Source organism: Stenotrophomonas maltophilia group sp. vghtpe118 (assembly GCF_052605195.1).
This window is the reverse complement of the sequence record NZ_CP199672.1, coordinates 3,980,782-3,994,218: the sequence shown is the minus strand read 5'-3', so window position 1 is coordinate 3,994,218 and position 13,437 is coordinate 3,980,782. Positions and strand designations below refer to the sequence as shown.

Sequence of the window (13,437 nt, the reverse complement as noted above, 5' to 3'; positions counted from 1 at the left end):
CGACCACCAGTCGAGCATGGCTCGACTCCACAGAAAGCAGCCGAGCGTGGGCTCGGCTCTACAGGGCTGGCATCACGCCGCGTCGATGGCCTCGGACAGGCGTTCCACCGCGATCACCTCCATGCCTTTCACCGAACCGCCCTTGGGCGCATTGGCCTTGGGCACGATGGCGCGCTTGAAGCCATGGGTGGCGGCCTCGCGCAGGCGGTCTTCGCCATTGGGCACCGGGCGGATCTCGCCGGACAGGCCCACCTCGCCGAAGGCGATGGTCTTCTCCGCCAGCGGCCGATCCTGCAGCGACGACAACACCGCCAGCAGCACCGGTAGATCGGCGGCGGTCTCCTGGACGCGGATGCCACCGACCACATTGACGAACACGTCCTGGTCGCCGACCAGTACACCGCCATGGCGATGCAGCACTGCCAGCAGCATCGCCAGGCGATTCTGCTCCAGGCCGACCGCGACACGGCGCGGGTTCGACAGCGGCGATGCGTCGACCAGCGCCTGTACCTCCACCAGCAGCGGCCGCGTGCCCTCGCGGGTGACCATCACGCAGCTGCCCGGCTGATGGGTGCTGCCGCCGGACAGGAAGATCGCCGAGGGGTTGGAGACCTCCTTCAGGCCCTTGTCGCCCATCGCGAACACACCCAGCTCGTTGACCGCACCGAAGCGGTTCTTGAACGCGCGCAACAGGCGGAAGCGGCTGCCGCTCTCGCCTTCGAAGTACAGCACCGCGTCCACCATGTGTTCCAGCACGCGCGGGCCGGCGATGCCGCCTTCCTTGGTCACATGGCCGACCAGGAACACGGCGGTGCCGGTTTCCTTGGCGAACCGCACCAGCCGCGCCGCGCTCTCGCGCACCTGGCTGACCGAACCGGGCGCAGCGGTCAGGCTCTCGGTCCACAGGGTCTGCACCGAATCGGCCACGATCAGCCGCGGCCCAGCCCTGGAGGCATGCTGCAGGATCGACTCGACCCCGGTCTCGGCCAGCGCATTGACGCCGTCCAGCGGCAGCTCCAGGCGATGCGCACGGCCAGCCACCTGCGCCAGTGACTCTTCGCCGGTGACGTACAGCACAGGCAGTTCAGCGGCCATCTTCGCCACCGCCTGCAGCAGCAGCGTCGACTTGCCGATGCCCGGGTCGCCGCCCACCAGCACCACCGCGCCTTCGACCAGGCCGCCGCCCAGCACACGGTCGAACTCGCCGATGCCGGTGGAGACCCGGCGATGCTCGGTCTGCTCCACATCCTTCAGCGCAGTGATCTTCGGCGGATCGATCTTGCCGGCCCAGCCCGCCCGGCGCGAGGCCGGCGCCTTGGCCGCCGCCGCGCTCTCCAGCACGATTTCCGACAACGAGTTCCAGGCGTTGCACTCGGTGCACTGGCCCTGCCACTTGCTGAATTCGGCGCCGCATTCATTGCAGACGTAGGCGGTGCGGGCTTTGGCCATCGGAGGATTTCCAGCAACGGGAACAGGCGTGGCAGGATAGCCGAGCCGGGTCGCAGCTGCTGCGACCGCTCAAGTCCTGCCCACCCGCGCCGATAGGGGTCGCGGGCGTGCGCCTTGCGGGCGCCCCCCTTCCTCCCCCACTGGATTCAACATGACTGGCAGTTACAGTCAGAGCCTGGTCATCATCTCCCTGCTGGTGGCCATTCTTGCTTCGTACACGGCGCTGGACATGGCCGGGCGCCTGGCCACCGCCGAGGGGCGCGTGGCGCGCTGGTGGCTGGCCGGAGGCGCGGCGGCCATGGGCCTGGGCATCTGGTCCATGCACTTCATCGGCATGCTCGCCTTCGACCTGCCGATCCCGGTGGGCTATGACCTCAGCATCACCCTGTACTCGCTGGCGGTCTCGATCGGTGCCTCGGCCTATGCGCTGTGGCTGGTATCGCGCCCCAGCCTGCCGTGGCGCCGGCTGCTGGCCGGGGCCGTGCTGATGGGCCTGGGCATCGCTACCATGCACTACCTGGGCATGGCTGCGATGCGCATGCAGCCCGGCATCGACTACCACCCGGGCTGGTTTGCCGCCTCCATCGCGGTGGCCATCGGTGCCGCTGGCGCCGCCCTGTGGATCGCCTTCCGCCTGCGCGCAGAGCAGCGCCACACCCTGCGCCTGCGCGCGCTCGCATCGCTGGTGATGGGCCTGGCCATCGTGGGCATGCATTACACCGGCATGGCGGCGGCGCGCTTCCCCGAAGGCAGCCTCTGTGGCGCCGTCGGCAGTGGCGGCATCGACACGCGCTGGCTGGCGGTGCTGGTGATCGTCACCACCGTGGCCACGCTGGGCATCGCCCTGGTGGCCTCGCTGTTCGACCGGCAGATGCGCGTGCGCACCGGGCTGCTGGCCGATTCGCTGGCGCACGCCAACGACAAGCTGATCCAGGCCGCGCTGCACGATCCCTTGACCCAGCTGCCCAACCGCATGCTGCTGCAGGACCGCATCGAGCAGGCCATCGAGAAGGCGCGGCGCCGCAATCATGCGGTGGCGGTGATGTTCTGCGACCTGGATGGCTTCAAGGCGGTCAATGATGCCTATGGTCATCAGCTTGGCGACCGCCTGCTGGTGGCGGTGGCACAGCGCATCGGCGGCCTGCTGCGCCCGCAGGACACGTTCGCCCGCCTCGGCGGCGACGAGTTCGTGATCGTGCTGGCCATCGACATTCCCGACGATGCGGTCGTGGTGGCCGAGCGCATCATTGCCGCCGCCGGTGAGCCGTTCACGCTGGATGCGGCCGAACTGCAGGTCAGCGCGAGCCTGGGCATCGCCCTGTACCCGGATGATGCCAGCAACGAGCGCGAGCTGATGGCGCACGCCGATGCGGCGATGTACCACACCAAGGAAACCGGGCGGAACGGCTATACCTTCTTCACGCCCTCGATGCAGCTCAGTGCCAATCGCCAGTTGCGCCTGCTGCAGGACCTGCGCAAGGCCATCGCCCGCAACGAACTGATCCTGCATTACCAGCCCAAATTTCCGGCCGCGGGCGCACCGGCCACCGGCGCCGAGGCGCTGCTGCGCTGGCAGCACCCGGAGCTGGGGCTGCTGGCGCCGGATGTGTTCATTCCGATCGCCGAACGCAGCGGCCTGATCCTGCCGATCGGTGACTGGGTACTGGACCAGGCCTGCGCGCAACTGCGGGAATGGCACGATGCCGGGCATGCGGAATGGACAATGGCGGTGAACCTGTCGCCGCTGCAGTTCGCCTCGCCGGCACTGCTGGACAGCGTGCGCGAGGTGCTGGAGCGGCACCGGATCGAACCGGCACGGCTGACCCTGGAGATCACCGAGACCACGGCGATGAAGGACGTCGATGCCAGCTTGGCGATCCTCAGCGACCTGACCGCAATGGGCGTGCACATCGCCATCGATGATTTCGGTACCGGCTACTCCAGCCTGCTGTACCTCAAGCGGATGCCAGCCACCGAACTGAAGATCGACCGTGCGTTCGTGCACGACCTGGAACGCAATGACGAGGACGCCGCCATCGTCTCATCGATCATCGCGCTGGGCCGCACCCTGCAGCTGCAGGTGGTGGCCGAAGGCGTGGAGACCCAGGCGCAGCGCGAGTACCTGAGCGAGCTCGGCTGCGACCAGCTGCAGGGCTACCATCTGGGCCGGCCGATGGAGGCCGAAGAGTTCCTGCGCCGGGTGGGATGAGGCGAGCGTCTCCTCCACGCACGGGATGGAACCACGGGTAGAGCCGGCCGCTGGCCGGCGTCCCGCAATTGCCGGCCAGCGGCCGGCACTACCGGACAACGGGAAACCAGAAAGGCCGCCCGGGGGCGGCCTTTCTGCGTGGCAACGTCGCGAGGACGTCAGTGCATCATGTGCACGTTCATGTTGTGCATGACCCACAGGGTGCCGATCACGATGATGCCGATCACCACGACGGTGAAGGCCGCAGCGTTGACGTTCCAGCGGCTTTCCGAAGAGCGGTCCAGGTGCAGGAAGAACACCAGGTGGACCAGCATCTGCAGCACCGCGGTGACCGCGATCACCACACCGTTGACGGTGCGCGAGAAATCGCCCGACATCACCATCCAGAACGGGATGACGGTCAGCACCACCGCCAGCACGAAGCCGATCAGGTACGACTTCACGCTGCCGTGGCTTTCGCCGCCGGTGCCGTGGTCGTGTGCATGGTTGTCATGTGCCATTACAGCGCTCCATTGAGGTAGACGACGGAGAACACGCCGATCCAGATCAGGTCCAGGAAGTGCCAGAACAGGCTCAGGCACGCCATGCGGGTCTTGTTGGTCGGGGTCAGGCCGTACTTCTTCAGCTGCACGAACATCACCAGCAGCCACAACAGGCCGGCGCTGACGTGCAGGCCGTGGGTACCGACCAGGGCGAAGAACGCCGACAGGAAGGCACTGCGGTCCGGACCGTAGCCCTGATGGATCAGGTGCTGGAACTCCCACACTTCCATGCACATGAAGCCGAAGCCCAGCAGCCAGGTGATGCCCAGCCACAGGTACATCTGGCCCATCTGCTTGCGGTGCATGGCAATCATGCCCAGGCCGAAGGTCAGCGACGAGGTCAGCAGCAGCGCGGTTTCCCACGCCACGAACGGCAGCTCGAACAGGTCCTTCGCGGTGGGACCGCCATCGGTACCGCCTGCCAGCACCACGTAGGTGGCGAACAGCGAGGCGAAGATGAGGCAGTCGCTCATCAGGTACACCCAGAAACCGAAGACGGTGTTGCCGCCGGTATCGTGGTGCTCGTGGTCGTCATGGCCATGGGCCGCCGCATGCGCGGCGTGCCCGTGGCTCAGGGTCGAGGTATTGGTGCTCATGCCTTCAGCTCCGACTTCACCAGGCCCTGGGCTTCCAGGTGCTTGCGGTGTTCGTTCTCGATGCGTTCCACCTCGGCGGCCGGGACCCAGTAGTCCACGTCCTGGTCGAAGGTGCGGTAGATGAACGTGGCGATCATGCCGACGAAGCCGACGATGGCCAGCCACCAGATGTGCCAGATCATCGCGAAGCCGAACACCAGGCTGAAGGCACCGATGACAACGCCCGTGCCGGTGTTGCGCGGCATGTGGATGTCGGTGTACTTGGCCGGCTTCGGCCAGGCTTCACCCCGCTGCTTGCGCTCCCAGAAATCGTCCAGCTCGGTGACTTCCGGCAGCGTCGCGAAGTTGTAGAAGGCCGGCGGCGAGGAGGTTTCCCACTCCAGCGTACGGGCATCCCACGGGTCGCCGGTCAGGTCGACGGTCTTCTTGCGGTCGCGGATCGACACGGCCACCTGGATGATCTGGCACAGGATGCCGGCGCCGACGATGAACGCGCCGCAGGCAGCAACCAGCAGCAGCGGCTCGTAGGCCGGGTTCACGGTGCTCTGCAGGCGGCGGGTCATGCCCATGAAGCCCAGCACGTACATCGGCATGAAGGTCACGTAGAAGCCGATGAACCAGCACCAGAACGCGCACTTGCCCCAGAACTCATTGAGGCGGAAGCCGAACATCTTCGGCCACCAGTAGGTGATGCCGGCGAACATGCCGAACACCACGCCGCCGATGATGACGTTGTGGAAGTGGGCGATCAGGAACAGGCTGTTGTGCAGCACGAAGTCGATGGCCGGAATCGCCAGCATCACGCCGGTCATGCCGCCGATGACGAAGGTGACCATGAAGCCGATGGTCCACAGCACCGGGCTGGTGAAGTGCACGCGACCGCGGAACATGGTGAACAGCCAGTTGAAGATCTTCACGCCGGTCGGGATCGAGATGATCATCGTCGTGATGCCGAAGAAGGCATTGACGTTGGCACCCGAACCCATGGTGAAGAAGTGGTGCAGCCACACGATGAACGACAGCACGCCGATGCAGGCGGTGGCGTAGACCATGCCCTTGTAGCCGAACAGCGCCTTGCGCGAGAAGGTCGCGATGACTTCGGAGAACACACCGAACGCCGGCAGGACCAGGATGTACACCTCCGGGTGACCCCAGATCCAGATCAGGTTGATGTACAGCATGGCGTTGCCGCCACCGTCATTGGTGAAGAAGTGCGTACCCAGGTAACGGTCCAGGGTCAGCAGCACCAGGGTGATGGTCAGCACCGGGAAGGCCGCGACGATCAGCACGTTGGTCACCAGGGCGGTCCAGGTGAACACCGGCATCTGCATCAGCTTCATGCTCGGGGTGCGCATCTTGAGGATGGTGATGAAGAAGTTGATACCACTGAGCGTGGTACCCAGGCCCGCCACCTGTAGACCCCAGATGTAGTAGTCCATGCCGACGCTTGGACTGTATTCGATGCCCGACAACGGCGGGAACGCCAGCCAGCCGGTGGCAGCGAACTCACCGATCCACAGCGACAGCATGATCAGCACCGCACCGGACACGAACAGCCAGAAGCTGAGCGAGTTGACGAACGGGAACGCGACGTCGCGCGCACCGATCTGCAGCGGCACGGCCAGGTTCATCAGGCCGGTGATCAGCGGCATCGCCACGAAGAAGATCATGATCACGCCGTGGGCGGTGAAGATCTGGTCGTAGTGGTGCGGCGGCAGGTAACCCTCGGAACCACCGACGGCGATGGCCTGCTGGGTACGCATCATGATGGCGTCGGAGAAACCGCGCAGCAGCATGACGAAGGCGACGATGAGGTACATCACGCCGATCTTCTTGTGATCCACCGAAGTGAACCACTCCTTCCACAGATAGCCCCACAGCTTGAACTTGGTGATCAGGGCGACGACGCCCAGGCCACCAAGAACCGCGCCGACCAGGGTGGTCAGCACGATCGGATCGTGGGGGATCGACTCAAGAGAGAGTTTTCCCAACATGTTCATTCTCCCGAACCCGCGTGGCCGGCATGGCCTGCGTGTTCGTGTTCGGTGGCATCCAGGTTTTCACCCGATTCCTTGGAATCATGCGCGTCACTCGGGGCGTGGCCCTCGTGCGCTTCATGGGTGGCGGCATCGGCAGCGGCGGCACCGGCATGCGAGTGCTTCATGCCGTAATGCTTGTTGTCGCCCATGTGCTTGGCGATGACCCAGTCGAACAGGCCTTCTTCGGTCTTGCCGAAGTAAGTGACCGGATACCACTCGGCGTTGCGTGCTTCACCCAGGGCCTTGAACGAGGCCTTGTCCAGGGTCTGCTCGCCGGCGCGGACCTGGTCCAGCCACTGGCGGTACTCGGCATCGGTGACCGAGTAGGCGGTGAAGTGCATCTTGGCGAAGCCCGCGCCGCTGTAGTGCGAGGACATGCCCGGGAATTCACCGGTCTCGTTGGCGATCAGGTGGAGCTTGGTCTCCATCGCAGCCATCGAGTAGATCATGCTGCCCAGGTGCGGGATGAAGAATGCATTCATCACCGAATCGGACGTGATCTTGAAGTTCAGCGGCGTGTTGACCGGGAACTTGATTTCGTTGACGACCGCCACCTTCTCTTCCGGATAGATGAACAGCCACTTCCAGTCCAGCGAGATCGCCTCGATGGTGACCGGCTTGACGTCCGAATCCAGCGGACGATACGGGTCCAGTGCGTGCGACGAACGCCAGGTCAGGACCGCCAGCACCAGCACGATCATGCAGGGAATGGACCACACCACCACCTCGATCGCCGTCGAGTGGGACCACTTCGGCTCGTAACGGGCCTTGGTGTTGGAGGCGCGATACTTCCACGCGAACGTCAGGGTCATGATGATGACCGGGATGACGACCAGCAGCATGAGCACGGTGGCCGTGATCAGCAGGGTCTTCTCATCCTGGCCGATCTGGCCCTTCGGACTGAGGATGGCCACGGCATCGCAGCCGGTGAGCATCACCAGCAACGACAGCAGCAGGCCCGGGCGCAACCAGCGCCCAAGGGTTTTCAACGGAATCATCGGTCGATCCAATTGCGAGGGAATGCCGTTCCCCGTCCCTGCCTGTTCCAGCCAAAGCCGGTCCCACCGGTCCGGAAGACAGGCAGGGAGGTGGGGGCGAGTCAGCCTTTCAATTTTAGGCCGTCACCCACCATTTAAGAAAGGCATTGACAATGATCGAGCGCAGGAAAGGCCCGATTCTGGCTGCGACACGTTGTCGCACCGCGCAGGCGCGGCGGGCAAAACAGCCGGGGGCGGCATCCTAGCATCGAGTGGTGGCCGGCGCTCCGCCCTCGTTCGGCAAAGTCATCTGAACCTGTTCAGGCGTGCTGGCAGGTGCCTGGCGTGGGATGCTCGGCGCAGGAGGAAGGCCCGTGGACAAGATCGACTTCAGGAAGCGCGACCGGGCGCTCTATCAGGCCCCGATGGGCCGGTTCGTGACCGTGGACGTACCGCCCCTGCCCTACGTGATGGTCGATGGTCGCGGCGACCCGAACACGGCCCCCGCCTACCTGCAGGCCGTGCAGTGGCTGTATTCGGTGAGCTATGCACTGAAGTTCGCGCTGAAGGCCGAAGGGCGCGACTACGTGGTGCCACCGCTGGAAGCGCTGTGGAGCGCCGAGGACCCGGCCAGCTTCGCCGCGCGGCGCAAGGATGAGTGGGCCTGGACCGTAATGATCCGCACGCCCGAGGGCATCGGCCCTGCACAGTGGCAGTCCGCGATCAGCAAGGCGCGCACGAAGCTGGGAGAGGCTCCGCCCAGCCTTCGCCATGAACTCCTTGCCGAGGGCCCCAGCCTGCAGACCTTGCACGTGGGCGCCTACGACGACGAAGGCCCCATCCTGGCGCAGCTGCATGACGAAGTGATGCCCGCACTGGGATACACCTTTGCCGGGCCCCATCATGAGATCTACCTCAGCGACCCACGCAGGACCGCGGCGGCGCGGTTGAAAACCGTGCTGCGGCAGCCGGTGCGGCCGATCGGGCCTGATGAGGATTCCCGCAGATGACACAAGGCACAAGGAATGCCATGCGCCTGATCAGCCGACTGCTGCACTGGACCACCGTGCCCGCCGGGCGCCGCCTGATGGCCGTGCTGGGTGCTGCACTGGTAATCGTGCTGGCCTGCAATCCGGATCTGCTGCCGTTGCTGCCGGTGGTGGATGCGCTGGGGCTGGACGTGCTGATGCTGTTGCTGGGTGCGCAGGTGGTGGCGGTACTGCCTTGGGTGCGGGAGCGGGCCGCGCGCGGGATCAGAGTGCTTGCACGCCTGATGATCGGCGCATCGGCGGGAGCAGCAGGTGGTTATCTCCGGCAGCTGGCGTGGTGGCTGGCGAAGGATGCGGGTATGACGCGGCGTTGATGGCGTCGCGCCGCTAATCGGCCAAACAAAAAGCCCCGACCAAAGGCCGGGGCTTTTCTACAACTGGTGCCGGAAACAGGAGTCGAACCTGCGACCTACGCATTACGAATGCGCCGCTCTACCAACTGAGCTATTCCGGCGGAGCACGCGATTTTACGGGCTGCGCGCCCCGACGGTCAATCCATCTGGCTCAGCCCGCCTCCACTCGGTTCGCACACACCCGCCCCTCGGCGAAATCCCGCAGGTTCCCCAGCGTGATTGCCGATATCTCCTGCAGCGCCTCTACGGTGAAGAAGCCCTGGTGGCCGGTCACCAGCACGTTGGGGAAGGTCATCAGGCGCTGGAAGACTTCGTCGTCGATGATCTCGCCGGAGAGGTCCTGGAAGAACAGCGCGCTTTCCTGCTCGTAGACGTCGATGGCCAGGTGACCCAGCCGCCGCGACTTCAGCGCGCGGATCACCGCATGGGTATCGACCAGCCCGCCGCGCGAGGTGTTGACCAGCATCGCGCCGGTCTTCATCCGCGCCAGCGAGGCGTCGTTGATCAGGTGCTGGGTATCGGGCGTCAGCGGGCAATGCAGCGACACGATATCGGCGCGCGCCAGCAGTTCATCCAGCCCAACCATGTCGCCCACGCCGGCGAAGGCCGGCGATGGATACGGGTCATGCCCCAGCACGGTGCAGCCCATGCCGCGGAAGATGCGCGCGGTAGCCAGGCCGATCTTGCCGGTGCCGACGATGCCGACCGTGCGCCCATGCAGGGTGCGGCCGAGCAGGCCATCGAGCATGAAGTTGCCCTCGCGCACGCGATTGTAGGCGCGATGGGTCTGCCGGTTGAGCGTCATCACCAGCGCCAGCGCGTGCTCGGCCACGGCTTCGGGGGAATAGGCCGGCACCCGCGCGACGAACAGGCCCAGCGCTTTGGCAGCTGCCAGGTCCACATTGTTGAAGCCGGCGCAGCGCAGCAGCACGGCGCGCACGCCCAAGGCATGCAGCGCGTGCAGTACCGGCGCGTCGAGGCGGTCATTGACGAACACGCATACCGCGGCGCAGTCCTGTGCCAACGCAGCGGTATGCACGTCCAGCGCGGCATCGAAGTACACGAATGCAAAGCCCTGCCCGGCCGCATCGCGCTGGTTGGCCTCATCGAGGAAACGACGATCGTAGGGGCGGGCACTGAAAACGGCGATCTGCATGGGCGGGCCTGGCGGGAATTCCCTGCCGACCATACCGCAGCACCTGCCCTGATGGGATGGCCCCGGCGATACGGATATCGCCGGGGCCGAGTGCCCTTTAGAACCGGTAGCCCAGGCCCAGCATCACGCCGTTCTGGATCTGCCCATCGCGGCGTTCGCCCACGTAGTCGGCCATGATCGACAGGCGCTCGCTGGCACGGCTGGTCACGCCCAGGTTCCAGGCCAGCACCTGCTCGCCCACGGCTTGGCTGCTGGCACCGAACAGCAGGTCCGGAGCTGCGGCGAAGCCGGTGCTGTAGCGGGCCTGGGTGTCACCCAGTTCCTTCTGCCAGACCACGCGCGCGCGCGGGGTGATGCGCTCGCCGTTGTTGCCTTCGAAGGTCTTGAACAGCTGCAGGCCCGCACCCACACGAATGCTCTCCAGGCTGCCACTGCGGCCAACCAGCGCACCGGCGCCCTGCCCCTCGTTGAAGCGGGTGGCCGAAGTGCGCGCGTAGTCCACCACCGGCAGCAGCGGCTGGATCACCAGGCCATTGCCGGTGGTGAACGAGAACGCATGTTCAACACGTGCGGAGATCGCATCGTTGCTGTACTTCGCGCGCAGAGGCTGCTGCAGCCCATCAATGCCGCCGACACCGCGGCGGGTGTCATGCCGCAGGTCGGTGTAGCGCACGGCCGCCGACAGATAGCCCCGCGAATAGGTCGCGTCCAGATAGCCCCCCACGTCCAGCGCGCGCACGTCTCCGCTGAATTCGGAGCCATCGCTGGCCTTGGTCGACATGTCGGCCGCTGCCACGCTGACGCCAAGGGTGACGCGGTCATCGGCCACGCGGGTGTCGGCACCGACCACGATGCCACCGATGTTGTGGCTCAGGCCGGCCACGCCGCCGTCGGCATCGATGCGGCCATGGCTGGCGAAACCGCGCGCCCACAGGCCACGGCTGCGACCCGCTACGCCGCTGTCGCCGGCACCCTCGCCCGCCGGCTCGACCAGATGCATGGCCAGCTGGTTGAACAGGCTGCCATGGCGCATGCCCGGCTGCGCCGACACCGACTGCGCCGCCTGCGAAGCCAACCCGTCTGCATCGCCGCCACTGCGCATCGCTGCCTGGTGCTGCTGCACGACGTTGCCGATGCTGCCGATCAGTGCATTGTCGGCCAGGCGCAGGCTGGCGTGCGCGTCACCGCGCAGGGCGCCAGCCTGCTGTGCGATCACATCACGGTCAGCGAACTGCAGCGCGCCGAGCAACGACTTCAGGCCGCTGTCCTGGCGGGCCGATGCAGCGGCCAGCGCGCGCCCCAGGCCGTCGCCGGAGGTGCCATTGGTGAACAGGCCCAGCTGATCGAAGCCTGGATTGGCGGTCAACCACAGGCCATCGGCGGTCTGGTTGACGTTGAAGCTGAGCAGCGAATTGTGGCGCGGGCGGAACACTTCACCGGCCGTGATGCTGGCGCTGTAACCGGCATCGCCCAGCCGCACGGCATCCTGGAAGCCCCCCTGGTAGATCGGTCCTTCCACCAGGTCGCGACGGTAGGTGCCGGCATAGAAGCCCTGGGCGACGTTCAACGCCAGGTGTGCGCCCTGCGCGATCACCAGCGCGCCCTCCTCGGAGCCGCCATCGTAGAAGCTGCCCACGCGCAGGCGGCCACTGCCGGTACCACCGGTTTCGGTAACGTCGAACAGCACCTGCCCGCCGGGCATGATGTTGACGTAGCCGTGGGTCACCAGATCACCACCACGCGGCATCAGCGTGCCGAACACGCGCAGGCGGTTGAAGCCGTCTTCGCGGTAGGACGGGCCGGTGCCATCCAGCAACGCATCGCTGTCGGTGCCGACCGATGCGATATCACCGTGGCCGACCACGATGCTGCCCGGCATCACCCGCAGTTCGGGGGTGCGCAGCGCACCACCCTCCAGTGCGATGGTGCCGTTGTCCACCAGAATGAAATCGGCGCCGGTGGTTTCGGCGGTGCGCCAGGTGGCGCCGTTGCTGACACGGATCACGCCCGCCGAACTGCCCAGGGTGGACGCATCCAGATCGGCCAGCCGCAACTGGCCGCGCAGCTCTTCCTGGAGGTCGGGATCGGCGAGCAGCTGCTGCAGCGACTGCGTGCCGATGCCGTTCGGCCCCCGCGTGGAGACGTTGTACAGGCTCACCGCGTAGTTGATGTAGGTGCTGGCCCAGTCGGTGTTCCAGCGCGCGAAATCGTCGTCGACGAAGGCCTGCAGCTGGCGCGCGGTGCGCAGGTAGCCCGGGTTGATGTCGCCGCTGACGTTGCTGGTGACATGCAGGGTGTCGCCCGGATCGCGATAGCCTGCCGTGTTGATGATGTTGTTGCCGCGGATGTCCTGGCCCGGGAACGACTCCAGCTTGCTGCCGCTGCCATCCGGATCGAAGGTGACCGACGTACCCGTGGTGCGCGCCGGGTCGCGGAATACCAGCAGGCCATTGGGTTGAACCACTTCATACAGCGCCTTGTGCAACAGGCCCGCATCCATCCCGCCGCCGTAGTTGCCTGTGTAGATCTGGGTCATGCGCGCTGACGGCGCATAGGTGATCTTGCCGCCACTGCTGGCGGCATGGATCTGCACCGAGTCGACCAGTGGCAGATCGCCGCCGAGGTAACGGTTGACGCCACCGGACTGCATGATCGAGCAGGACGAGATGCAGTGGCCGGACACGATGGTGTCCAAGCCCTGGGTGCGGATCACCGCCTGCAGCCACTCGCCGGCGATCAGCGCGCCACCATTGGATGTGCGCAGCACGACTTCGCGGATCGGACGGCCTTCAGCCTGTGCCTTGGCCAGCAGCGCGGGCAGCGCCACCACATCGGCAACGGTGACGCCGCCGCTGAGGAAGACGCGATCGTCCCGCACGTGATAATTCATTGCCATGACGTCATCAACCGCCGCCATGGCGGTGATGCCCATCAGCCCGGCCAGGGCCAGGCTCAACTTCGAATGCTTCATGTGTTCTCTCTCCACCCGCAACACACGGGTCAGGAGTTCAACGTCCGGGCGGCGCAAACTCCCCCAGCGCACCAGCCCCCGAAACATGAATGCATT

The 13,437-nt window shown here is 65.8% G+C and carries 10 protein-coding genes and 1 tRNA gene; 3 read left to right on the top strand and 8 right to left on the bottom strand.

Annotated features, from left to right (window positions below; translation table 11 throughout):
* Window positions 1-72: 72 nt before the first annotated feature.
* Window positions 73-1,449, bottom strand: coding sequence for a DNA repair protein RadA (radA, locus tag ACUDTM_RS18295; RefSeq protein ID WP_005408586.1), 1,377 nt, complete (start codon window positions 1,447-1,449; stop codon window positions 73-75).
* Window positions 1,450-1,600: 151 nt separating this feature from the next.
* Here radA and ACUDTM_RS18290 point away from each other — a divergent pair, with 151 nt between their 5' ends.
* Window positions 1,601-3,658: a putative bifunctional diguanylate cyclase/phosphodiesterase gene (locus tag ACUDTM_RS18290; RefSeq protein WP_252745493.1), complete on the top strand. Its 2,058-nt coding sequence runs from the start codon at window positions 1,601-1,603 to the stop codon at window positions 3,656-3,658.
* A gap of 158 nt (window positions 3,659-3,816) precedes the next feature.
* Here the strand turns inward: ACUDTM_RS18290 and cyoD are convergent, their stop codons facing one another.
* Genes cyoD through cyoA form a run of 4 tightly spaced genes read right to left on the bottom strand, consistent with a single transcriptional unit; the run spans window position 3,817 to window position 7,833 of the window.
* On the bottom strand, window positions 3,817-4,158 hold the full coding sequence (gene cyoD / locus ACUDTM_RS18285) for a cytochrome o ubiquinol oxidase subunit IV (protein WP_005415725.1): 342 nt from the start codon (window positions 4,156-4,158) through the stop codon (window positions 3,817-3,819).
* Window positions 4,158-4,796 carry a cytochrome o ubiquinol oxidase subunit III gene (cyoC, locus tag ACUDTM_RS18280; protein ID WP_005408583.1) on the bottom strand — a complete coding sequence of 213 codons (639 nt, stop codon included), beginning with the start codon at window positions 4,794-4,796 and terminating at the stop codon, window positions 4,158-4,160. The genes cyoD and cyoC overlap by 1 nt, the downstream gene beginning before the upstream one ends.
* Window positions 4,793-6,790 carry a cytochrome o ubiquinol oxidase subunit I gene (gene cyoB / locus ACUDTM_RS18275; RefSeq protein ID WP_088496440.1) on the bottom strand — a complete coding sequence of 666 codons (1,998 nt, stop codon included), beginning with the start codon at window positions 6,788-6,790 and terminating at the stop codon, window positions 4,793-4,795. Before cyoB ends, cyoC begins: the two co-directional genes overlap by 4 nt.
* Window positions 6,791-6,792: 2 nt before the next feature.
* Window positions 6,793-7,833, bottom strand: a complete 1,041-nt coding sequence (cyoA, locus tag ACUDTM_RS18270) for a ubiquinol oxidase subunit II (protein ID WP_005415723.1) — start codon at window positions 7,831-7,833, stop codon at window positions 6,793-6,795.
* Between the two features lie 353 nt (window positions 7,834-8,186).
* Here cyoA and ACUDTM_RS18265 point away from each other — a divergent pair, with 353 nt between their 5' ends.
* Together ACUDTM_RS18265 and ACUDTM_RS18260 are read left to right on the top strand one after the other, a co-directional pair.
* Window positions 8,187-8,822, top strand: coding sequence for a GyrI-like domain-containing protein (locus tag ACUDTM_RS18265; protein ID WP_072166893.1), 636 nt, complete (start codon window positions 8,187-8,189; stop codon window positions 8,820-8,822).
* A 20-nt stretch (window positions 8,823-8,842) separates the two neighbouring features.
* Entirely contained in the window at window positions 8,843-9,175 is a 333-nt protein-coding gene (locus ACUDTM_RS18260; RefSeq protein WP_088496441.1) for a hypothetical protein, read from the top strand.
* A gap of 64 nt (window positions 9,176-9,239) precedes the next feature.
* Here ACUDTM_RS18260 and ACUDTM_RS18255 read toward each other — a convergent pair.
* From ACUDTM_RS18255 to ACUDTM_RS18245, 3 genes are all read right to left on the bottom strand, one after another.
* Window positions 9,240-9,315, bottom strand: a tRNA-Thr gene (locus tag ACUDTM_RS18255).
* 50 nt (window positions 9,316-9,365) lie between these two features.
* Window positions 9,366-10,370 carry a 2-hydroxyacid dehydrogenase gene (locus tag ACUDTM_RS18250; protein ID WP_072166908.1) on the bottom strand — a complete coding sequence of 335 codons (1,005 nt, stop codon included), beginning with the start codon at window positions 10,368-10,370 and terminating at the stop codon, window positions 9,366-9,368.
* Between the two features lie 97 nt (window positions 10,371-10,467).
* A complete protein-coding gene (locus ACUDTM_RS18245) occupies window positions 10,468-13,341 on the bottom strand; it encodes an autotransporter outer membrane beta-barrel domain-containing protein (protein ID WP_334271952.1) in 2,874 nt (957 codons plus the stop codon).
* Window positions 13,342-13,437: the final 96 nt, after the last annotated feature.